General features: G+C 66.6%; 24 protein-coding genes. 9 read left to right on the plus strand and 15 right to left on the minus strand.

All coding sequences use genetic code 11. From position 1 onward, the window contains the following. Window positions 1-48: 48 nt before the first annotated feature. Entirely contained in the window at window positions 49-639 is a 591-nt protein-coding gene (locus tag G6N77_RS11655) for a DinB family protein (RefSeq protein ID WP_165182339.1), read from the plus strand. 24 nt (window positions 640-663) lie between these two features. On the opposite strand, the gene G6N77_RS11660 is transcribed toward G6N77_RS11655, so the two are convergent. After that, window positions 664-2,007 (minus strand): APC family permease, encoded by a 1,344-nt coding sequence (locus G6N77_RS11660; protein ID WP_165182340.1) that lies wholly within the window; start codon window positions 2,005-2,007, stop codon window positions 664-666. After that, window positions 2,004-2,498, minus strand: coding sequence for an FBP domain-containing protein (locus G6N77_RS11665; RefSeq protein WP_165182341.1), 495 nt, complete (start codon window positions 2,496-2,498; stop codon window positions 2,004-2,006). The genes G6N77_RS11660 and G6N77_RS11665 overlap by 4 nt, the downstream gene beginning before the upstream one ends. Window positions 2,499-2,789: 291 nt before the next feature. On the opposite strand from G6N77_RS11665, the gene G6N77_RS11670 reads away from it, so the two are divergent. Then, window positions 2,790-2,966: a hypothetical protein gene (locus G6N77_RS11670; RefSeq protein ID WP_165182342.1), complete on the plus strand. Its 177-nt coding sequence runs from the start codon at window positions 2,790-2,792 to the stop codon at window positions 2,964-2,966. 27 nt (window positions 2,967-2,993) lie between these two features. Here G6N77_RS11670 and G6N77_RS11675 read toward each other — a convergent pair whose 3' ends face one another. The 4 genes from G6N77_RS11675 to G6N77_RS11690 form a co-directional block, all read right to left on the minus strand. Continuing rightward, window positions 2,994-4,121, minus strand: a complete 1,128-nt coding sequence (locus G6N77_RS11675) for a hypothetical protein (RefSeq protein ID WP_165182343.1) — start codon at window positions 4,119-4,121, stop codon at window positions 2,994-2,996. 105 nt (window positions 4,122-4,226) lie between these two features. Further along, the gene (locus tag G6N77_RS11680; RefSeq protein WP_306986874.1) at window positions 4,227-5,282 is read right to left on the minus strand and encodes an LLM class flavin-dependent oxidoreductase; all 1,056 of its coding nucleotides are present in this window, start codon (window positions 5,280-5,282) and stop codon (window positions 4,227-4,229) included. Window positions 5,283-5,390: 108 nt separating this feature from the next. Further along, complete coding sequence (locus G6N77_RS11685; protein ID WP_165182344.1) at window positions 5,391-5,768, minus strand: VOC family protein; 378 nt, start codon at window positions 5,766-5,768, stop codon at window positions 5,391-5,393. A 105-nt stretch (window positions 5,769-5,873) separates the two neighbouring features. Next, window positions 5,874-6,317, minus strand: coding sequence for a hypothetical protein (locus tag G6N77_RS11690; protein WP_165182345.1), 444 nt, complete (start codon window positions 6,315-6,317; stop codon window positions 5,874-5,876). A 201-nt stretch (window positions 6,318-6,518) separates the two neighbouring features. Between G6N77_RS11690 and G6N77_RS11695 the strand changes: the two genes are divergently transcribed. Further along, the gene (locus G6N77_RS11695; RefSeq protein WP_165182346.1) at window positions 6,519-6,869 is read left to right on the plus strand and encodes a hypothetical protein; all 351 of its coding nucleotides are present in this window, start codon (window positions 6,519-6,521) and stop codon (window positions 6,867-6,869) included. 39 nt (window positions 6,870-6,908) lie between these two features. Here the strand turns inward: G6N77_RS11695 and G6N77_RS11700 are convergent, their stop codons facing one another. Both G6N77_RS11700 and G6N77_RS11705 read right to left on the minus strand, forming a co-directional pair. Further along, entirely contained in the window at window positions 6,909-7,826 is a 918-nt protein-coding gene (locus tag G6N77_RS11700; RefSeq protein WP_165182347.1) for an oxygenase MpaB family protein, read from the minus strand. A gap of 14 nt (window positions 7,827-7,840) precedes the next feature. Then, the gene (locus tag G6N77_RS11705) at window positions 7,841-8,719 is read right to left on the minus strand and encodes an SGNH/GDSL hydrolase family protein (protein ID WP_165182386.1); all 879 of its coding nucleotides are present in this window, start codon (window positions 8,717-8,719) and stop codon (window positions 7,841-7,843) included. Window positions 8,720-8,849: 130 nt separating this feature from the next. On the opposite strand from G6N77_RS11705, the gene G6N77_RS11710 reads away from it, so the two are divergent. Continuing rightward, window positions 8,850-9,311 carry an SRPBCC family protein gene (locus G6N77_RS11710; RefSeq protein WP_165182348.1) on the plus strand — a complete coding sequence of 154 codons (462 nt, stop codon included), beginning with the start codon at window positions 8,850-8,852 and terminating at the stop codon, window positions 9,309-9,311. A 5-nt stretch (window positions 9,312-9,316) separates the two neighbouring features. Here the strand turns inward: G6N77_RS11710 and G6N77_RS11715 are convergent, their stop codons facing one another. From G6N77_RS11715 to G6N77_RS11735, 5 genes are all read right to left on the minus strand, one after another. After that, complete coding sequence (locus G6N77_RS11715; RefSeq protein WP_165182349.1) at window positions 9,317-9,796, minus strand: SRPBCC family protein; 480 nt, start codon at window positions 9,794-9,796, stop codon at window positions 9,317-9,319. Beyond that, window positions 9,789-10,175 carry an ArsR/SmtB family transcription factor gene (locus G6N77_RS11720; RefSeq protein ID WP_165182350.1) on the minus strand — a complete coding sequence of 129 codons (387 nt, stop codon included), beginning with the start codon at window positions 10,173-10,175 and terminating at the stop codon, window positions 9,789-9,791. Before G6N77_RS11720 ends, G6N77_RS11715 begins: the two co-directional genes overlap by 8 nt. A gap of 113 nt (window positions 10,176-10,288) precedes the next feature. After that, on the minus strand, window positions 10,289-11,656 hold the full coding sequence (gad, locus tag G6N77_RS11725) for a glutamate decarboxylase (RefSeq protein ID WP_165182351.1): 1,368 nt from the start codon (window positions 11,654-11,656) through the stop codon (window positions 10,289-10,291). A gap of 158 nt (window positions 11,657-11,814) precedes the next feature. Beyond that, window positions 11,815-12,315, minus strand: coding sequence for a universal stress protein (locus G6N77_RS11730; RefSeq protein ID WP_165182352.1), 501 nt, complete (start codon window positions 12,313-12,315; stop codon window positions 11,815-11,817). A 66-nt stretch (window positions 12,316-12,381) separates the two neighbouring features. Further along, the gene (locus G6N77_RS11735; protein WP_165182353.1) at window positions 12,382-13,443 is read right to left on the minus strand and encodes a flavin-containing monooxygenase; all 1,062 of its coding nucleotides are present in this window, start codon (window positions 13,441-13,443) and stop codon (window positions 12,382-12,384) included. Window positions 13,444-13,521: 78 nt separating this feature from the next. Here G6N77_RS11735 and G6N77_RS11740 point away from each other — a divergent pair, with 78 nt between their 5' ends. After that, window positions 13,522-14,157: a TetR family transcriptional regulator gene (locus G6N77_RS11740; RefSeq protein ID WP_165182354.1), complete on the plus strand. Its 636-nt coding sequence runs from the start codon at window positions 13,522-13,524 to the stop codon at window positions 14,155-14,157. Here G6N77_RS11740 and G6N77_RS11745 read toward each other — a convergent pair. Continuing rightward, window positions 14,141-14,959 (minus strand): putative protein N(5)-glutamine methyltransferase, encoded by an 819-nt coding sequence (locus G6N77_RS11745; RefSeq protein WP_165182355.1) that lies wholly within the window; start codon window positions 14,957-14,959, stop codon window positions 14,141-14,143. The genes G6N77_RS11740 and G6N77_RS11745 overlap by 17 nt on opposite strands. 106 nt (window positions 14,960-15,065) lie before the next feature. On the opposite strand from G6N77_RS11745, the gene G6N77_RS11750 reads away from it, so the two are divergent. Then, window positions 15,066-15,764: a DNA alkylation repair protein gene (locus G6N77_RS11750; RefSeq protein ID WP_165182356.1), complete on the plus strand. Its 699-nt coding sequence runs from the start codon at window positions 15,066-15,068 to the stop codon at window positions 15,762-15,764. Here G6N77_RS11750 and mptB read toward each other — a convergent pair. Beyond that, window positions 15,748-17,325 (minus strand): polyprenol phosphomannose-dependent alpha 1,6 mannosyltransferase MptB, encoded by a 1,578-nt coding sequence (gene mptB, locus G6N77_RS11755; RefSeq protein ID WP_306986875.1) that lies wholly within the window; start codon window positions 17,323-17,325, stop codon window positions 15,748-15,750. The genes G6N77_RS11750 and mptB overlap by 17 nt on opposite strands. Before the next feature lie 235 nt (window positions 17,326-17,560). Here mptB and G6N77_RS11760 point away from each other — a divergent pair, with 235 nt between their 5' ends. The 3 genes from G6N77_RS11760 (at window position 17,561) to G6N77_RS11770 (ending at window position 21,457) form a co-directional block, all read left to right on the plus strand. Next, window positions 17,561-18,889: a glycosyltransferase 87 family protein gene (locus G6N77_RS11760; RefSeq protein ID WP_306987510.1), complete on the plus strand. Its 1,329-nt coding sequence runs from the start codon at window positions 17,561-17,563 to the stop codon at window positions 18,887-18,889. Window positions 18,890-18,965: 76 nt separating this feature from the next. After that, on the plus strand, window positions 18,966-20,195 hold the full coding sequence (locus tag G6N77_RS11765; protein WP_370875255.1) for a glycosyltransferase 87 family protein: 1,230 nt from the start codon (window positions 18,966-18,968) through the stop codon (window positions 20,193-20,195). 188 nt (window positions 20,196-20,383) lie between these two features. Next, window positions 20,384-21,457 carry a DUF559 domain-containing protein gene (locus G6N77_RS11770; protein ID WP_165182357.1) on the plus strand — a complete coding sequence of 358 codons (1,074 nt, stop codon included), beginning with the start codon at window positions 20,384-20,386 and terminating at the stop codon, window positions 21,455-21,457. Window positions 21,458-21,467 lie beyond the last annotated feature (10 nt).

Below are 21,467 nucleotides of genomic sequence, written 5' to 3' on the forward strand. Positions count from 1 at the left end.
ACACATTGCCTGTGGGAATGTGCCGTCGCGGGCGGTAGTCTTCCCCACATGGTTGAAACTGATCCGAAAGATGTGCTCCAGCGCTACCTCGACGCCGCCCGGGAAGCCGTGCTGTGGAAGCTTGAGGGGCTGTCAAACTTTGACATCCGGCGCCCAAGGACGCCCACCGGCACCAACCTGCTAGGTCTCGTCAAGCATCTTGCAGGCTGCGAGCTGGATTATTTTGGGACGGTGTTTGGCAGGGCCGCCGACATCGTGCTTCCCTGGTCGGACGATGACGGCTCCAACGTGGACATGTGGGCGACGGCCGGCGAATCACGTGACTACATCACCGGACTCTACCGCGCGGCCTGCGCGCATGCCGACGGCACCATCGCCGCCCTGCCCCTCGACGCACCCGGGCGGGTGCCCTGGTGGGCGGAGGGCCGGCAGGAGGTGACGCTGCAGCAAATCCTGGTCCACATGATCGCCGAGACACACCGCCATGCCGGGCACGCCGACATAGTGCGCGAACTCATTGACGGAATGGCGGGGTTGCGCCGCGGCAACGAAAACCTGCCCCACCAGGACGAAAGGTGGTGGAAGCAGTACCGCCAACAGCTTGAGCAGGCCGCGAAGGAAGCACCGGAAGGCCCCTGAGGCCGGCCGCGCATGCCTCGGAGCTTAGCTCCGCGGCATCGCAGCACCACGCCTCCGCTGCACGGCGACCGTCACCAGGCCGGCAGCCAGCCAGACGGCGCCCACCAGCTGGGCCCGGTGGTTGACCAGCACCAGGACGGGGACCAACGTGGCCACGCCCAGTGCCGGGAACACCACATGGCCCACCCAGCGCCGGCTGCCGCCGCGCACCACGAAGTACCCCACCACGGAGGCATGCAGGAGCACAAACGCGCACAGGGCGCCGACATTGACCACGGACACCAGCAGGTCAAGGCCGTCCGGAGCGGAGGCGGCCCACACTGCCACTACCAGGGTGACGGCAGTGACTGTCACCGTGGAGACGGTGGGAATGCCTGTGCGCGCAGACACGCCGGACAAGGCCCGGGGCAGCTTCCCTTCCCGAGCCATGGTCAGCGCAACGCGGCCGCCCGCTGCCAGCGCAACCATTCCGGAGAAGGCGGCGCCCAGGGCCTTGGCCACCCCCAGGGCGGTGGCGAGCCAGGGGGCAACGGCTTCCCGCACGATGTCGTAATAAATGGTGCCCTGCAGCTCCGGGTGGGCTGCGAGTTCGGCCGGGGACGTGGGTGAAATCAACGCCACCAAATAGCTTTGGGCCACAAACAGCAGGCCGGCAATTACCAGGCACACCAGGGTGGCCCGGCCTATCAGCCTGGCGTCACCGGCGTTTTCTTCCGCAAACGTGGCAATCGCGTCAAAGCCCAGGTACGACAGCACGGCGATGGAGACGGCAGCAAGGACCGCCGTCAGCGAAAAGCCGCCCACCCCCAGCAGGGGTGAAAGCAGGGGCCGGGTGGCGCCGGCGGTGGCCAGCACCGCCACCACGCCCACCAGCACGGCAGCAAGCACCAGGACCTCCGCCAGGGCCACCACCAGGGCCGCGCGGGCTATGTTTTTCACACCCGTCAGGTTCAGGATGGTCGTGACCACCACGGCCGCGCCCGTCCAGGCCCAGGTGGGGACGGCCGGCACAAACGAATGCATGGCCAGCCCCGTGAACAAGTACGCCACGCTGGGGATCAGCATGTAGTCCAGCAACACCATCCAGCCGGCCATGAAGCCGGTGCCCGGCCCAATGCCGGCCGTGGCGTATGAAAACACTGATCCTGCCTTGGGCACGGCCACGGACATCTTGGCATAGGACAAGGCCGTGAAGCCCATGACGACGGTTGCCGCGATGTACACCATGGCAGTGGCCCCGTGGCTCTTCGCATCGAGCGGACCAAAAACGGCCACGGCGGCGGCCGGGCCGATGAACACCAGCCCGTTCATGACAAGGTCCCGGAAGGACATGGTCCGCTTGAGGGATGGTGTGGCAAAGGCACTCATGGGGTGTCCCCGCCCACCTTGCGCAAGAAGGATTCAACGTTTCCCTGCAAGGCGGCAATCCTTTCCACACGTGCGGCCTCCACGTCAAAGCCGAGATACGCCACGGGCGGCAGCCTGCGGACATTGGCGGAACATTCAAAGTTGGCACACACCAGGGTGGCCACAGTGTTCCCCTGTCTCCCCGGAGCCCCGGCCCGCTTGGTATTGAAAAAGACCACGTCGTTGGGCAGGTACACGTCCTCGCACCAGGCGCATTGGGGACGGCTGCGTGTTTTGCCCTCCACCTGGCGCAGGAGGACCCCCACGGGGCGCCCTCCCGTCCAGGCCACGGCGTAGCCAAGCTCGGGGTACTTTTTGTCGCCCCAGCCCAGGAAGTCCAGGCCGTCCCAGTCGAGGGTGTCAAAATTCTCGGGCAAGTTCATGTTGCTGCGCTCCCGTTGGGAGGCGTTGATGAAGGAGGAGCGGATGGTTTTTTCGTCAAGTGAAAGCATGGTGTGGTTGCCGTTTCTCGTGGTCCCTGCCGTGCGGCTGTGCCGCCTTGAACCGTGCAGGGACAGACTTGGGTGGAAAGGGGCGCCAAACGGCGCCGGGGTAATTCACCGGGGAAAACGGCGCTATCTGGCGTCGGCGAGTGATTCGCCGACAACCTCCAAACGCCCCAAGGGCACAGTCACTGTGATAGCCACGAAGTTGAGTATACGCCCAGACAAAACGTGGCGGCCCGCCGCCCGGTGTGGGCGTGTCCCTTCCCCGGCAGCGCCAGGCAACCGTACGATTTAGCCATGGACTTTGAGATTCCCGGGGAGATCGAGGGGCAGACCTCCATCGACGAGCTGCTCATCGAGATGGGCGAGCCGCCCGTGGAGAATTTTGTCCTGCCTGCCGTCCCGGATGACGCCTCCGAACTGTTTGGCAACACGCCCATGCTGCCCGGGCTGTGGCCCGAACGCGCCGGCTGACACCGCCTGAAACTTCACGGACCGGAGTTAGCGCGCCATTCGCGCCGCCGCCGAGAGAACACCTGGATGGCTCGCGGCGCCGAAGGAAATGATGTTGTCGCGCCCGGTAATGCGGCGCACCACGCTGTCCATTGTCGGGGCGTCATGTTGGAATGCCGCGTGGCTGGTGGCGCTGCTGCGTGAGCGGAGGGGGCCGGTGTCAGCAATCGACCAGACGGCGGCGGCCCGGTGCGAGCCCGAAAACAGCAAACGCAATTCCGCGTCTGCCAGCAAGGACTGCTGCAGGCCCAGGATGGGAGTGCCCGGATGGGGTTCCAGGGCTCCGCCGACCAGGTACAGCAGTGATTTTCGGTACAGTCCAAAGCAATTGTCGGCGCGAGCCACAGCTTCCTTCATGCCAAACACCGCGGTGGAGGCGATGCCTGCCCCCACCAGCGGCCGCAGCGTTGCCTTGTATTCCCCGGTGGTGAGGGCGGGTGCCAGCAGGGAGCAGCTGTCAAAGCCCGGTCCCGGACGCACCACGGCCGGGATGAAATGTGAATGGAACTGGGCCCCCGCGCTGTGGCCGGCAGCGTGCAGCGTCAGGGCGCCCGGCCGGGCGGCAAGAAACGCCTGCAGGCGCTGCGCCACCAGGGCCGCTCCCCCGCCCGCGATCGACGCCAGCCGCGCATTTTCCTTCATGGCTTCCCACACGGCGGGCCCGCCGAGGGCCCTTACGGCGTCCTCGATCACCGTGTCCGTTGAATCCGTCCAGGCCCCGGCCGGGCGCGCTTGCGCCGCGGATGTGCCGGTGACGTGGCTGGCCAGCAGGTCTCCGAGGGTGGCCCACAAGCCGGTGTGCCAAATGAAGTACACAGGATAAATGCCGTTGGCCAGCCACCAGGGAAGCAGCTGGCGGGCAGTCTCCAGCGCCTGGCCCTCGCCCACCAGCCCGCCGTGCGCCCAAAACATGACAGGCACGGGTCCGCCGCCCCGCGCCTGGATAAAGGCCGGGAGGTGCGTGGTGAAAATCGCGTCGACATCCGCCGCCGTCGTATTCAGCTGGGCCGTGGTGGCCAGGGCGCCATCCTGAAGCTCCACCACATGGGGCCGCAAGGCGTCCAGCTGGGCGTGTGTCAGCGCTGGGGCAAGTTTGTTGCCACCGTCAGGGTCCATGGCCATCTCCCGCTGCGTGGAATTGCTGTTGAGGCAATGCTGTCCACCGCCGCGGGCAGTGTCAAGGGCAGTGTCCGGGGCAGCCTGAAACGTCCGGGCGCCACCCTACTTTTTCGAGAGCAGGCGCTCCACCCGCGGCTTGACCTCCGTGGCCAGCAGCGTGATTGATTCCAGGAGGTGCTGGTGCGGCAACCCACCGATGTCCCCTTGCAGGAAGTGCCGCATGTGTCCCATGTACCCGTGCAGGTGAACTATCCGCTCTGCCACCTCATCAGGGTCGCCCACATAGTAGGCGCCGGGGGCCTCGGCCTGGGCCAGGTAGGCGTTCCTGTCCGGGGCGGGCCATCCGCGCAGGCGCCCCATCTCCACGTTGAGGTTGTGCCAACCCGGGTAGAAGCGCTCCAAGGCCTCCTTCTTGGTGGGGGCAACCAGTCCCAGCGCCGCCACCGAAACCTTGATGCCGTCCCCCGCATGCCCTGCCTGGGCGGCCGACTCCCGGTAAAGCCGGGCCAGCGGGGCAAAGCGGTGGGGTGCCCCGCCGATGATGCCGTAGGAAACCGGCAGTCCCAGGCTCCCTGCCCTTGCGGACGACGCCGGACTGCCTCCCGTGGCAATCCACAGCGGCAGCTTTCCCAGTATGGGGCGGGGGACGACGGCCAGGTTGTCAATGGCGGGGCGCACGCTGCCGCTCCACGAAATGTTTTCCATTTCAGCACTGTTGATGGCCATCAGCAGTGCCAGCTTTTCGGAGTACAGCTGGTCATAATCTGCCAGGTCGTATCCGAAAAGGGGGAAGGTTTCCACCGAGGAACCGCGACCTGCAGTGATTTCGATGCGCCCTCCGCCTGATACGGCGTCAGCCGTGGAAAATTGCTGAAAGACCCGCACAGGGTCATCAGTGCTGATAATGCTTGCGGCGCTGCCCAGCGTGATGTTTTTGGTGGCCGCGGCGGCCGCCGCCACCAGGGCGCCCGGGGAGGATGCGGGCATGGACACCGTGTGGTGCTCCCCCACTCCAAAATAGTCCAGCCCCACCCGGTCAGCATGGACGATGGCGTCAAACAAGTTGCGGATGCCCTCCGCAGTGGGGCGCGGCGAACCGTCCGCCTCCAGCGGGGTGTCGCCAAAACTGTAGGCGCCGATTTCCACAATTGCCTCCACACCCAGAAATTATGTTGTCACACAGATAGTATTCCACGCAGATCATCTTGGAAATCACGGAAGTTGTGGCGACCCAGGCTCGCCGCAGGCCTGCCCGGCCTGCGGCCCCTATTCCTGGACCACGCTGAGGACATTCCCCGCGGGGTCCTTGAACCAGGCGATCAGCGGCCCCCCGCCACGGAAGATGCCCTTGTCGTCGGTTTCAGCAGGCGTGCCCTCATAGTGTTCAAAGGCCACCCCGACCCGGGCAAGTGCCTCCACGGCGGAATCAACGTCCGGCACGGGAAAGTTCAACACCGTGAATGTCGCCGGCACGTGGGCCGGCCCCTTGGGGTAGAGAAGCACCTGGCCTCCGCCGGCCAGGTTCAGCTTGAGCATCCCGTGGTCCTCGCCCACGTCCAGGCCCAGGGTGCGGGAATAGAAGTCCCGGACCGTTCCGACGTCGTCCACCGAATATCCGCTAAATGCACGGCTGCCTGCCAACATGGTTTCCTCCCAGGGCCGGGGCGGTTTGCCCCGACTTTTCCTCTTCCAAGGCTAGCCTCGTGGCATCCTGCGGAACAGTGCCAGTGCACTGCCCCGCAGGAAGTTTTAGGGGTTGCTGCTGCCGGACCCGGAATTGCTTCCGGACCCGTTTCCGCCCGTGCCGCCCTGCCCTGGAATGGTGCCGTTGCCCAATCCGCCGTGGCCGTAGCGGAGCTGGCCGGATTGGCCAAAGCCGTGGTGCGGGACGCTTGCATGGCCGATGCCGTAGCCGACGGCGCCGCCAACTCCGCCTGACAGCAGCACGGCTATGGCCCCGGCAATGATCACCTTGGGGATGGTCCACCACCTCTTCTTCAGCGGCGCAGCCATGGTGGAGTTGGTGCCCCGCCAGACAGGGGGCGTTCCGGGGCCGGCCGCGCTGAACTGGGCGCCCGGGGGCTGGCCGGTGCTGGGCAGCGCCTGGGTGGGCGGGTTGTATGGTCGGGCGCCGCCGTCGCGCGCGTCAGGCACCCGGCCCGCAGCATCATTCTCTGGTGCTTCTTGGCTCACCGATACTCCTTAATTCCGTCTGGCCCTTGCCTGGCTTCTCCAGTAAATTGCCCCTTGCTGGGCGCGGACAGCACGGAAATTGCGTGTCTCCTGTGAGAAATGTCCACCGCTTTCCACCGTTGCAAAATTGGCATGAACATTCAGGGGACTTTTACCCTCGTGGAGCTATAGTTCAACTAAGAGTTCAAGGAGGGTGTCGAAATGATCACTTACGACCACGTCATCAAGGGCATGCTGGTTATTGACTCGGAGGGACGCCAGATTGGCAAGGTAAGCCATGTGGAACCGGCCAACGCGAAAATCGCTGATTTTGAGGAAGCCGCCAGCGTCTCCACCCAGGACCCGATCAACCTGATTCTGACCGCCATTTTCGGCGCCACACCGCGCGTGCCCAAGGAAATGTCCTCGCGCCTGTTCCGCGCCGGCTTCGTCAAAATTGCCGGCCACGGCGTGTGGTCCGGCAGCCGCTTCGCCCCGCTCAGTGCCATTGACAGGGTGGACGACAACCACATCTACCTCTCCCGCAACGTTCACCAGCTCGACGCCGCATAGGCCCGCCGCAGCCGGCCGGCGCGTGGGCCGCGCTGTGGCCTAGTTGGCTTCAGTCCCGTCCAGGCCCAGGCGCCGCCTGCGGGCCCGGGCTGACCGTTCGCTGGGCCCGGGCGTTCCCAACCCCCACCGCACGACGCCGAGCACCACCTTCGCAGCCGACCTCACCGGGAGCCGGACCCTTCCCACCCTGGGCGTGTCCAGGCGGAGCAGGGCACGGTATTCAGGAGCCATGGCCGCCACCGCCGAGGCAAAGAGAATCCTGTAGCCCAGCTGCTGCGAACGCGGCAGCGGCGGGTTCTTCAGGAAGGCCACGGTGTCCGCAACGCGGTGATCGTAGCGCAGTTCCGGGGTGAAGGCCGCCAGCTGCTGGTGAAGTTCGCGTTCCGTGAGCGGCGGATTGTTTACTGTCATGAGATGGCCTGCAACTGCCCAGTCGGCCACATAGGAATCCGGCCCTCCCGGCATGGGGCCACCCACATACCGGCTGGAGGCAAGGAACGCCTCGATGAAAGCCAAGTGCACCCATCGCAGCAAGTCAGGGTCATTGGCACTGTACTGCATCTCCTCCGCCGCGGCCGTGGTGTAGCGGCCGGTGATGTGGCGGTGGATTTTAAGCACCCGGGAGCAGGCAGCCTGCGCGGCGGCCGTGTCGCCGTAGGTCAGCGTGAAAATCCAGCGGATGGTCCCGGCCAGCCTGGAGAGCGGTTCCCTGGCATAGTCGGAGTGGTCGTGGACGCCGGCCATGGCCCCGGGGTGGAGTGATTGGATGAGCAGGGACTGGATGCCGGCCACCAGGGTTGCCGTTGATCCGTGGACGGCCCAGGCGGCGGAGTCGGGGCCGAAGTAGCCGCCGTCGTTCCCGTGCTCGAGGTCCAGCTCCCATTGGGGAATGGTGGGCGAGTTGGCGCTGAAGGTGCCCCGCAGTTCACTCCGCCAGCGGGCCAGGAATCTTTTCACGGCGCCACCATGCCTTAACTTTCGGCCTCCGGGCCGGGCGGGACGGGGTTGCCGAAGAGCGGTCCGCCTGCCGGCCCCGTTATTGGTCCGGGCAAGGGCCTCTTCGCCTGGAAGCCGTCGCTGTGGGAGCGGTTCTTCAGGCCCTGCAGCACCCACGGCACAAAGTACTCCCGTGCCCAGACCAGGTCCCCGGCCCGCGCCTCCCGCCAACTCCGCGCAGGCAGCGGCTTGGGTTGCTGGGGCACCATGGAATGGGGAACATTAAGCGTGTCCAGGACCATGGCCGCCACGGCATGGTGGCCCATGGCTGAGGGGTGAAGCCGGTCCGGACTCCACATGCGCGGATCGTGGAGCTCGGTCATGGCCCAGAGGTCTGCGACCACGGCGTCGTGGCGTTCGGCAATGCTGCGCACATTTTCATTGAAGATGGCAATCTTGGTCCGGAACTGGCCCATGACAGTGGACCTGCCCGAATCCGGCCCCACGAAAACCAGCACGGTGGCCCCGAGCGCACGCAGCTCCACCACGGCACCCTCGACGACGTCAGCCAGCTTGTCCGGGTCGGCACGGGGATGCAGGAGGTCGTTCCCGCCGGCCTGGATGGAAACCAGGTCGGGATGCAAGGCGATGGCGGGGGCCAGCTGGCGGTCAAACACCTGCCGGAGCAGCAGCCCGCGAACGGCCAGGTTGGCATAGGCAAAGTCTTCCCGGCTGGCACTAAGTTCCTCCGCGACCCTGTCCGCCCAGCCGCGAAAGCCGCCCGGGCTGCCTGGTTCCGGATCGCCCAGGCCTTCCGTGAACGAATCCCCCAGGGCCACAAAGCGGTGCCACGGGTGCGGCCGCAGCCCGTTCGGGTGCGCTGTGGCGCCAAGGTGATCCCGATCCCCGCCCATAACACCGCCGTCGTCGTAGCCCATGGTCCCATCCTGCACCTTCCGGCGTCGAAGCAACACCGCAGGCCGGCTTTCAGGCACGCGGGGCGGCCATCTGTTGCACAGCGCGCACGGCGCATAGTATGGGCGCATGTCATCATTCAACGTCACCCGCAGCGCACTCATCCAGGCGCCCGCCGAGGCCATCTACCCGTTTGTCGAAAGCTTCCGCGAATGGGTCAAGTGGTCCCCCTGGGAGACCATCGACCCCTCGATGACGCGCACTTATGACGGGCCCGTCAAGGGCGTGGGCGCCAAGTACGCCTGGAAGGGCAAAGGCAAGGCCGGTGCCGGCACCATGGAAATCACCGACGCGTCGGAGCCCGCCAGCATTGCCATCCGGCTTGAGTTCACGAAGCCCATGAAGGCCCTGAACCCCATCACTTTCACCTTCGCCCCGGAAGGTTCCGGCACCCGGGTCACCTGGGCCATGGACGGGGAAAGCAAGGGGCTGAACAAGGTCTTCATGCTGTTCATGAACATGGACAAGCTGGTGGGTGGCGACTTTGAAAAGGGCCTGGCGAAACTGGCCACGGTGGTTGCCCAGGGGTAACCCACCTACTTGCCGGTGAGAAGCTCCTCCAGGCGTTCGTAGCCTTCGGACATGCCCCGCTCCATTCCGGAGGCCACCATGCCGTCGCGGTCCTCCTGCGTCTGGAACGTGGTGTGGTTGACAATTCGGGTGCGCCCGCCCAGGTCCTCAAAGACCACTCGGTCCAGGCTGACGTGGCCGGGGAATCCGTCGTATTCAAACGTCTGCACAATGCCTGCATTGGGGGTCACGTCATGGAAGACGCCGCGGAACCCGTACGCGTTGCCGCTTGGATCCGTGTGGGTGTACGCCCAGGTTCCGCCAATGCGCGCATCCCAGGAAATGATCTCGATGGTCAGTTCCCGCGGCCCCATCCACTGGGCCACCAGGGCCGGGTCGGTGTAGGCGCGGAACACGTCCGCCACCGGGGCATCCACCTCACGGACGCTGTCCACGAAGGGCACGCCCGGCTCGGCGGTGACAACGAGGGTGTTTTGGCTAGTCATCTTTCCCAACTTCTTTCCGTGTTTCCTTGTTTGGCGGCGGGGCAGTTCTCATGGCGGCCAGGACCCCATCCAGCGCCCTGAAGCGCGCCTCCGCAGCCAGGCGATAACCGTCGATCCAGAAGGTGAGCTCCTCAAGGGCGGCCGGTGCCAGGTGGCACGGGCGGCGCTGGCCGTCCCGGGTCCTGGTGATCAGGCCTGCCTTCTCCAGCACCTGGATGTGCTTGGAAATGGCCTGTTTGCTCAGCTGGAACGGTTCGGCGAGCTCGTTCACCGTGGCCGAACTGCGTGAAAGCCGGGCCACCAGGCTGCGGCGGACGGGGTCGGCCAGGGCCAGGAAGGCCTTGTCCAGGCGGTCGTCGTAAGGTCCGGTGTCCTGCATGTGTCCACTGCCTATAATCAACTAATTCGTTTATCAACCAGTTGGTTGATTCTTTAAAGCTAAACCCGCCGAAAAGCGTTGTCAACAACTTTTTTGTGCCGGCGCCGCCCGGCTTAGTGGTGGAAGGCGACAGCCCGCTTGGCGGCGCCGGAAAGCCTGTCCACGCACTTGCCCATATCGACCAGCAATGACTCCGCCAGGTCAAAGGTGAAGCCGTTGCGCACCACCACCCGCAGCACGTCCACATCCGCCATCCCCTCCGGCATGGGATAGGCAGGCACAATCCAGCCGAAGCTGCGCAGCTCGTGCGAGAGGTCGTACACGCTCCAGCCGTCCGGCGCGGTGAGCTTAAAGGCGAGGACGGGCAGTTCGTCCCCGCGGCTGAGGAGGGTGAACGGCCCCAGCCGCCCCACGCCGTCGGCAATGGCGCCGGCAATGTCGCGCGAGCGCTGCTGAATGCGCCGGTAGCCGTCAAAGCCGTACCGGACCAGCACGTAATATTGCGCGATGACCTGGGCTGCGGGACGGGAGAAGTTCAGCGCAAAGGTGGGCATGGACCCGCCCAGGTAGTCCACGCTGAAGATCAGGTCCTTGGGGAGGTCCTCGGTGCTGCGCCACAGCACCCAGCCCACGCCCGGGTAGACCAGGCCGTACTTGTGGCCGGAGGAGTTGATGGACTTCACCCGGTCCAGGCGGAAGTCCCACACCAGCTCCGGGTCCAGGAACGGGGCAACGAAGCCTCCGGATGCAGCGTCCACGTGCAGCGGCACGTCCAGCCCTGTCCTGGACTGCAGTTCGTCCAGGGCTGCGGCCATTTCAGCAACCGGCTCATAGGAGCCGTCAAACGTGGAGCCCAGCACGGCCACCACGCCGATGGTGTTTTCATCACAGGCAGCGGCGGCCTGCGCGGCCGTCAGGTGGGTCGCCCCGTCAAGTGGGACCAGGCGCGCCTCCACGTCCCAGTAGCGGGCGAACTTCTCCCAGCAGACCTGCACATTGGCACCCATCACCAGGTTGGGCTTCGCCGTGTCCAGCCCGGCGGCCTCCCGGCGCGCCCGCCACCGCCACTTCAGCGCCATTCCGGCCAACATGGCGGCCTCCGAGGAGCCGGTGGTGGAGCACCCCACGGCGTCCGCTCCCCCGGTGGGCGCCGGCGCGTTCCACAGATTGGCCAGAATGTTCACGCACCGCCGCTCAATCTCGGCCGACTGCGGGTACTCGTCCTTGTCGATGATGTTCTTTTCCAACGACTCCTGCATCAGTGCGGCGGCCTGCGGCTCCATCCAGGTGGTGACGAAGGTGGCCAGGTTTTGGCGGGCATTGCCGTCCAGCATGAGCTCGTCCCGGACAAATCGCTGGGCGGCGTCTGCATCCTGGGTGCCGCGGGGCAGCCTGTGCTTGGGAATGGACCCCACGCCGCCGTCGAATGCCGGGTCCAAAACAATGGCGTCATGCTGGGGGTGGTGCTTGTGCAGGCTCACGGATGGCTCCTCATTGTGTGTCGGTCGGTCCCTCCCGAGGCTAGCCAGAATTCCCGTGCTTTGAAAGGACCGCCGCAGACGTCACCCCTGCCAACGACGCCGGCACCAGGCCCTTGCTTGCCGGGCTTGAGCCCTGGTGGGCCTTTGCTTGCCGGGCTTCAGCCCTGGTGGGCCGCCTTGACCCCGGTTCGCGGCACCACCACCACGGGGACGTGCTGGGTGGTGAACAGTTTCCGCGCCACGGAGCCGCCGACGAGCTCGCTGACGCCGGCTGCCACGCCGGGCCTGCGCGTCCCGACAACTATTGCCGATGCGGACATGGCCGCAGCCAGGCGGCCCAGTGCCATGGCGGGGTCACCGCCCAGTGTGCGGAAGGAATACTCCACGCCGCACGCACCGGCCGCGCGGCGGAGCAGGGCCTCGAGTTCATGGGCTGCCTGAAGCGCGTCGTCCTCCGGGTCAAGGGCGGGGTCCAGCGACTTGCCGTCGACATTTCCGTCCGGGTCCCACTCAATGAGGTAGCTGGCCGGGTCAACGTAGGCGCCGGCCAGCCGGACCCCTGTTGCCGCAGCCAGTTCGGCGGCACACAGCAGGACGGCCGGGTCCTGGGCCGGCAGCAGCCCAACAATCACGGCGCCTATGCCGAATCGGGATTCCATTGCCCCCTGCTTCCGTCCATGCCAGTTGCCTGGGATGACCCCATTATCGTCCCGACGGGGGCAACTTCACACGGCCTGCTGTGCAGCGGCAACCCGTCCGGCCACATGCCTGGCGTCCCGCCCCACCCCGCCCAACAGTGGGGACGTCAGCCCAAACTGGAACGGCAACCCCACAAAGAACAGCCCGGGCAGCCCGGCCGCCGCACCCCTGTCCGTCAGCGGCCAGCCGTTCCCGTCGCGTTCCAAGCCGGCAATCCAGGCATAGTCCGGCCTGAAACCGGTGGCCCAAACAACCGTTGAGATGGCCGGGGCGGGCCGCCCCGCGAAGGAAGGCAGGCCACGGTCGGTGACGGCCTCAAGGCGTGGCAGGAGAACGACGCCGGCGTGTTCGGCATCCGCCGTCGACACCGAGATCAGCGGGGCGCCATGGGCCACCACCTTGGGTGCCAGCTTCCTGCCCAGCGGCGTACGCCGGGTCAGTGCGCGGTGAATGAACTGCCAGTAGAGGGCCCCAGCGTACTTAAGCAGGGGATCGGGAACGTGGACTGGCGCCTTTCCGGCCAGCCACACCTCACGCGTTTCGGCCAGCTCAATGGCAATTTGCACGCCGGAGGTGCCGCTGCCGACCACCAGGACGCCACCGTGGGGAACTGAGCCGGGGTTGCGGTAGTCCGAGCTGTGGAGCTGGCGCAGCCCGGGGGCCAGCTCCCGTGACAGCTCCGGAATCCGCGGCACGGAAGTGGCGCCGGTGGCAACCACCACCCGTGCAGCAGACCGGGTTCCCCTGGAGGTGTCAAGCTCAAACCCACTGCCCGAGCGGCGAAGGGCGGTCACCGTTACGCCCGGTGTGACCGGCAGTTCTGCGGCATAGTCGTGCAGGTATGCCACCGTCTGGTCCCTGGCGGGGAAACTCCCCCGCGGCGCCGGAAACCGTCGGCCGGGCAGGCTGCAGTGCTGGGCAGGCGTGAACAGTTGCAGCGAATCCCAGCGGTGCCGCCAGGATTCCCCCGGCACGCCCCTTTCCAGCACTTCGCAGTCCACTCCCAGCCGGGCCAGGTGGAACGCCGTGGCCAGCCCCGCCTGCCCCGCCCCGATGACAATGGTCCCGCCTGTGTCCCGTGCAGCCATGATGCGCCTCCTGCGACTCCGTGGCCCTGTGATTTCATTAGAATACGCTTCCAGTGAGTGGAATGCTATTCTAGATTCATGATTGGCACAGCAGGATCATCCGGCCGCGCGGGGCGGCGGGAGTTGCAGGCGGCACAAACCCGCCTCGACATTGTCCGGGCGGCTGGCGAACTGTTCCTGACCCAGGGCTATGTGTCCACCACCATCGGGGGCATCGCGGCGGCCGCGGGCGTGGCGGTCCAGACCATCTACAATTCCGTCGGGAACAAACCTGCCCTCCTTTCGGCCGTCCTCGATGCCGCCGTCGCCGGCCCCAACGCCCCGGCAACCGTGCCTGAATTCATGCGTGAACGCACCTCCCGGGCCGCCGACTTCCCTGCCTTGGCGGGCGTGCTGGCCGACTGGTTTGCCGAGGGGCTGCCCCGCAGCGGCGCCGTTTTCACGGCCATTGCCCAGGCGGCCGCCGTCGACCCCGCCGTCGCGCAGCTGCGTGATGCCCGGGCCAGGCAGCGCATGGAGCACTACCGCGAGGCGGCCGCCGCCGTCCGGGAGCGCGGCGGGCTGACCGGCGGCATGGGCGACGGCGACGCTGCCGCCATCATCTTCACCATCGGGCACCCGGACACCTATGCTTCCCTGAGGGGCACCTTCGGCTGGTCGGGCACGCGGTACCGGCAATGGGTTTACGACTCGCTGCTCAAGGCGCTGGCGTAGCTGCCCGACCACCGCGCAGCTGTCCCGCCACCACCGTGCCATCCACCTCGCCACTGTGCCCCGCAGTGGCCGAAAAGCCGCCGTGTTCCAAGATCACCAGGGTCCGGGAGGCCTGCCTGGCACTGGTCTCCAGCAGGAGCCAGCCGCCGGGCCGCAGCCACCCGGGAGCCTCCGCCGCGATGCGCCGGTGCAGCGCCAGGCCGTCCGGCCCGCCGCTGAGGGCCGCCCCGGGTTCATGAAGCCTGGCTTCCGGGGGCATGAAGGCAATGTCGTCTTCCGGCACGTAGGGGGCATTGGCAACAATGGCCGTGAAGGAGTGGCGGAAGTCCTCCGGAAGCGGAGAAAACAGGTCCCCGCACTGGACGCGTCCGCCGTAGGGGGCAAGGTTTTCCACGGCACAGGCCGCCGCGGCGGGGTCAATGTCCGCGGCGTGGACGCCGACGCCGGGCAGGGCGGCGGCCAGCGCCGCGCCCACGGCACCGCTGCCGCAGCACAGGTCAAGGAAACAACCGGCCGGCGCCGTCCGAAGCACTTCCAACGCCCGTGCCACCAGGAATTCTGTCCTTCGACGCGGCACAAACACCCCCGGCGCCACCTTGATGCGCAGCCCGCAAAACCCGGCCCAGCCCACAATGTGCTCCAGCGGGTCCCCGGCCACACGGCGGCGGAGCAAGCCTGCCAGGATGGTGGAATCCCCGGCTGCCTCCAGGAGGATGCCGGCTTCCTCCTCGGCATAGACGCATCCGGCTGCGCGCAGCTGCGCCACCACTTCCTCGACCAACTCCACGCCAATGGGCTCCATGGAATACACATGCTAGACCCCTTCCCGCGGGGGAAGCCCGGCACGGCGCGCCGCCGTCGTCCATCAGCCGGAGCGCTCCCCGGCCGGCGGCGGTTAAGCTGTCCCCATGACCGACCGCGCCGCCACCCCAAACACCGCCTTCCTCGATTCCCTTCGACCCGCCCTTGAGGGGCTTGCCGTGCCGGGGAAGGCAGCGGGCATGGCGGCCTACATGAAGTCGGCAATGCCGTTCCTGGGCGTGCCGTCCCCCGTGGTGCGCCAGGCCGTGCGCGCCCTGGCCCGCAAGCACGGATTCACGGGTCCGCCAGAACTGCTGGCCACGGCGCAGGCACTATGGGCCGGGGCGGAATTCCGGGAGGAGCGCTACGCGGCCATCATGCTCACGGACTCGCGCACGGCCCGGGGCGAGCTGGGCTTCCTGCCGTTTTACACCGCCGTCATTGGCCAGGGGCAGTGGTGGGACTACGTGGATTCCGTGGCGCCCAGGCTCACCGGGCTGCTGTTGGCCGAACGGGCGGCCATGGACCCGCTGCTGCGGGAGTGGAGCGGGCATGCGAATTTTTGGTTCCGCCGGGCAGCCATCATTTCCCAGCTGCCCGCCAAGTCGGCAACGGACACGGACCTGCTGCACGATGTCCTGGTGCCCAACCTGGCGGAGCAGGAGTTCTTCATCCGGAAAGCGGTTGGCTGGGCCCTGCGGCAGTACGCACGAACCGATCCGGACTGGGTGCTGGATTTCGTGGGCCGGTACGGCGCCCGGCTCAGCCCGCTGTCACGGCGCGAGGCGCTCAAGCACCTGGGTTGACGGCGCCGCGACGGGCCGCCACCGGCCGTTCGGCCGCGGCGTCGCGCTCCTCGTCCCGGGCAGCCACGGACGGCCGGAACAGCCCCCGGACCTTCCTGTCCCACAGCATGATCCACAGCGCCCCCAGCACCCCAACACCAATGGCCACGCCACGAACCAGCACCACGGGGATCCACTGGAACACGCTCAACTGGTCGGTCAGCGCAATCAGCGTGAAGAACACGGACAGGAAATACACCACACGCAGGGGCCAGCCGTCCTTGACACCTGTGACGGCAAAAAACGCGAGCAGCCATAGCATGTACCAGGGCTGGATCATGGGGGCAAGCAGCACAACGGCCGCAAATGCCCAGGCCATCCGGCGCATGGCGGCGCGGCTGTAGCGGGTGTCGTCCACGGCGTCCGCCCGCCAACCATCCGCCCGCGGCGGGCGCACCTTCACCAGGGCCAGGGCCACCACCGCCAGAATGGACGCACCCTGGCCGACGGTCTGGATGACGCCGGTCACCACTCCCCCTGCCGCGCCCCCGCCCAGCAGGGTCACCATGAAGCCCACCGTGCGGGAGAACAGGCCGACAGGGGCGTACCATATCCACACGGCGCCCGGGGTGTTCAGGGCGGCCAGCCAGCCGAAGCCCAGCCCGTTGACCACCCCCATGGCGGCCATGATCCCCATGGAAATGGCAAGCGTGGCGGCCCACAGGCCGAACTTGCGCCGCCAGCCCGCCTGCGAGCCGGCCCACAGGAGGCCCACAAACGGCAGCGCAATGAGCGTTATTGGCTTGATGGCTATGGACAGGGTCACCAGCACAATTCCCACTACGGGATGCTTGGCGGACGCGTAGTAGATGCCTGCCACCACCAGGCCCAGCATCAGGGAATCATTGTGGACGCTGCCGATGAAGTTGATCAGCAGCACCGGGTTGAGCACCACCAGCCACAGGGTCCGCTCCGGGTTCAGGCCGTGCCGCGCCGCCAGCCGCGGAACGTAGACGGCCAGCAGCACCACGCCCAGCAGGCTGGCCAGGCGGAACGGTATCAGGGCCAGTTCGGGGCTGCCGTTGGCGAGCCCGACGGCGGCCTGCTCCAGCCACAGCCAAATCGGCCCGTACGGGGTGGGAGCCTCGGTCCACAGTGCGTCCGGCCCCAGGTTGTAGTAGTTGCTCAACGCCGAAATGCCGTTGGTGTAGGGATCCAGGCCCTGCTGCATGAGCCTGCCCTGGCCAATGTAGGCGTAGGAGTCCCGGCTAAAAAGCGGCAGTGCAGCCATCATGGGGGCGGTCCACAGGGCAAGGGCCTTGACCAGCACCCGGTGCGACGAGGGGTCCCAGCCCTCCAGGTGCTGGCGCAGGCGCAGCCAAGCCCGCAGCATGAGCAGCGCGCCCACGCACAGCAGCACGGTACAGGTGATGACGGCGGCCGGTGTGGTCCTGGCCAGGATGAACAGCCAGGTGCGGATCAGGGGGGAACTGCCCGTAGCCATCCAGCCAACGCCCAAGGAGCCGAGCAACAACATCACGGAGCCGGCAAAGCCCTGCCACACCGCGGACCTGGCGGTCACCCTGTGCACTGGCTCCGCAGCTGACACCGGACTCCTCGTCTCGAGCTCGGCAACCTCCGGGCTGGTCAAATACTCTTCTCCTGAACAATCAGTGGCATGCACAATCCGTTTGCCCTGTGGGCACCGGCGCGCACCGGGCGGCCCGTGGGCAAACAGCGGGCTGCGCTAACATGGTAAAGCCAAGGGGCACCTTATCTTGGCAGTCTACCCAACCACGCTTGAGAAGGACCCAACCATCTCCACGGACAAATTCTTTGCCGGCCTCTCCCACTCCCGGGACCGAATCCTGCCGGCACCTGCCCTCGCCTGGTTGAAGTCCCCCCAGGGAATGTGGAGCGTCTTTGCCGCCGTCCACCTGTTCTTCCTGGTCTTTGCCGGCATCCTTTCCCTGCGCGGCGAGGCGTTCAGCGACACCTTCATTTACCGCACATGGGTGGACGTGGGTTTTGACGAAACCCGCATCACCGGCCCCAGCCCGTGGGTTTACCCCATCCTGGCCCTGCTCCCCATGGCGGTGGCGCACGTGTTTGGCAACGCCCCTTTCCTGTTCCTGTGGGTGTTGATGATCACCTTCCTGAACTTCCTGGCCGTGGCGAAGCTCACCAGCTGGGGCCGGCGCCGCCAGGCCATTCCGGCGGCGTTGTGGTGGATCAGCTTCACCGGCCTGCTGGGCTGGCTCGGTTTTGCGCGCGTGGACGGCTTTACGGCCCCCGTGGTGCTCATCGCCCTGTCCCTGGGTGTGGCCCAGCCGTTCCTTGCCTCGGCCATCCTGAGCGCGGCGACGTGGATGAAAGTCTGGCCGGCCGCCGTCGTTCTTGCCCTCTTCACGGTGGTGAAACACCGGGTGCGGGTGGTCCTTGCCGGCGTGCTGGTGACTGTGTTGGTGGTGGGCCTGGCTCTGTCCATGCAGTCGCTGCCAAAGCTGCTGAACTTCCTGCTCCAACAGGGCGACCGCGGCATGCAGCTCGAGGCTACGTTTACCACTCCGTGGCTGTGGATGAGCGTGCTGGGTTTGGGCGGGGCGCGGATGTACATGAACCAGGACATCAACTCCATGCAGGTCGACGGGCCCGGCACCCAGGTCATGAGCGTGCTGATGCAGCCACTGCTGGTGGCCGCCGCACTGCTGGTGGCCGGGCTCATTTTCTGGGCCCTGCACACCGGCAAGCGCAACGGCGGCGCCGACCGCACCGAGCTGCTCCTGCTGGGGGCGCTGGCACTGGCCACGGCGTTTGTCGTGTTCAACAAGGTGGGCTCCCCGCAGTTCATGGTGTGGCTGTCCCCCGCCGTCGCCGTCGGGCTGGCCTACAGCTGGAAAGCCTGGCGGGTGCCGGCGGCCATGCTCATTGCCATCGGCGTGCTCACCTTTGTGGTTTACCCCCTGTTTTATGACGCCCTCTCGCACAACAACCCCGTCATGGCCGGCGTGCTCACATTGCGCAACCTGATGCTGGTGGTGCTGTTTGTGTGGTCGGTGCGCGGGCTGTTCCAGCTGGGCCGGCGGCCTTCCGCCGTTCCCTCCAAGCACGACGCCGGCGCCCCCGCCTGTGCCAAGGAGTCCTGAGATTTCCACGCCACTTTTCGACCGGGTCCTGGACCGCGCCACGGTGCTGCGGAACCGGCTGCTCCCGCCCGTCGTGCTGGCCTGGTTCCGCACGCCCGCCAGCGTGTGGTGGGGCTTCGCGGCCGTCCACCTGTACTTCCTGGCGTGGATGTTCTCCTTTTTCGTCCACGGCGACACGTTCAGCGACACGGAGCAGTACCGCGAATGGGCGCTGCTGGGCTACAACCCGGCCGAGCTGCACGGCGCCATCAGCCCGTGGGTGTACCCCGTGCTGGCGCAGGTGCCCATCTTCGCCGCCAACATGTTTGGCCCGCACTTGTACCTGCTCGGCTGGACGCTGATCCTGACCGCACTTGACGCCGTTGGGCTGGCGTACTTGACGCGCGGCACCCGTTCCCGCCGCGGCATCGCCCCGGCCTGGTTCTGGCTGGGCTTCACCGTGTTCATGGGCTACCTGAGCTTTGCCCGCGTGGAGGGCATCACCACGTCCATTGTGCTGATTGCGCTGCTCTACGCGGCGGACCGTCCCGTGGTGGCGGCCGTGCTGCTGTCCGTCGCGACGTGGATCAAGGTCTGGCCGGCCGCCGTCGTGGCCCCATTATTGATCGCCAGCGCGCGTCGGGTGCAGGTGCTGCTGGCAGGCGTGGTGGTCAGCGCCGTGGTCGCAGGGGCCACTGTGCTTTCCGGCGCCGGGCCCCACCTGCTCGACTTTGCCGTCAACCAGGGCCAGCGCGGCATGCAGCTCGAGGCCACGTTCTCCACCCCGTGGGTGTGGCTGAGCGTGCTGCACCTGGGCGGGTCCAAAATCGCGGACAACGTGGCCATCAACTCCACGGAAGTGTACGGGCCGGGCGCCCCGCTTGCCGCCCTGCTCATGCAGCCGCTGCTCATCATTGCGGCCGTGGCGGGCGCCCTGATCATGATCCGTGCGCTGCGCCGCGGCGCCGAACGCGAGGAACTCCTCCTCGAGGGGTCACTGCTGATGGTCACGGCGTTCATCGTGTTCAACAAGGTGGGGTCCCCGCAGTTCATCATCTGGCTGGCACCCGTGGTCATTGCCGGGCTCACGCACAACTGGGATCGCTGGAAGATCCCCGCCACGCTCCTCATGGGAATCGCGTTCACCACCTTTGTGATCTACCCGCTGTTTTACACGCCCCTCATCCATGCGAACCCGATCATGGCGGCTGTGCTGACCATCCGCAACGTGCTGCTGGTGACGCTGCTGGTGTGGGCAGTGCGGCGGACGGCGGAGTTGGGCCGGAAACCCTCTAGCGCCCCCGCGCCGTCCCCCGCGCCGAGATAGCGGGTCCCACACCTCCCCCGCGCCGAGGTAGCGGGTCCGCCACGAGACCAGCCCACATCTCGGCGAGTCTCGACGCGGACCCGCTAGCTCGGGAATAGTTGCGTCGGCCAATGGGCGGCCGCCACACGTTATCCACAGATCGCTGTTTGGGGCTGTTCCTGCTTTGTGCGTCCCGTCAGGCTGGATCCATGAACTCCTCCTCACAGCCAAACTATTCCGACACACCTCCACCGGCAGCTGACGGGGCCCGAACAGTGCGGCTGGTGCCGGCCGCTGGCCAAAGCACAGGCCAAAGCAACCGTGACAGTGCGGGCCCGCCCACAGCAACCCTGCCAGCCGACAGCCTGCCGGGCAACAAGCACGCCTGGCGGACCCGCCAACTCAATGAAATGGGCCTCAACGCAGCCTCCATAGCCGCGTTGGTGCGCGCACGCGTCCTCATCAGGGCCCGCCACGGCTGCTACGTCAGGGCCGAATACTGGGACAAATTCGATCCCCGCGGCCAGGAACGGCTGGCGATCCTGCTGCACGCCCACGCCGCGGTATCGTCTTCCTGGGCGCGCTCCGTTTACAGCCATGCATCCGCGGCGCGGCTTCACGGGCTGCCACTGTGGCGGGCAGACAAATTCATCCACCTGACACTCCCGGCCCAGCAATCAACCGTGGGGCGGGCACCCGACGTCAGGATCCACTGCCGCCCGCTGCTGGACTCGGAGTGCACTCAAATCGACGGGGTCACGGTGACTAATGTGCTGCGCACCTCGGTGGATTGTGCACTGACGATGAACTACAAGCAGGCCCTGATCCTCATGGACCATGCCTTGCGCACCGGAATTCCGCGGGCGGTGCTGCAACGCGAGGCGGCCGCCTTGGACGGCCACCGCGGCATCCGGATCTTCCGGGCCGCTCTGGATTTCGCCAGCGCCAGTTCAGAATCCGCCGGCGAATCCCTGACTCGGGACTTGATCGCCACGTGCAACATCGAACCGCCGGTGCTGCAATTCCCGCTTTCCACCCGCCTGGGTGGCTACCGCGCCGACTTTGCCTGGCCGCAATACAAAGTCATCCTCGAATTCGACGGCGAGGGAAAGTACTTCAACTACAGGCCCACACCGGAGGTCCTCCGCGAGGAGCGGCGCCGGGAAAACGTCTTGATCGAGCAGGGGTGGACAGTCATCCGAATCGGTTGGAACGATCTCTTCAACGAACGCGTTTTCAAAAGCCGCCTGCTGGCCGCGCTGCGCAAGGGCGGCATGAAGTGACCGCCGAACG

This window comes from Arthrobacter silviterrae (genome assembly GCF_011045165.1).
Taxonomy (GTDB): domain Bacteria; phylum Actinomycetota; class Actinomycetes; order Actinomycetales; family Micrococcaceae; genus Specibacter; species Specibacter silviterrae.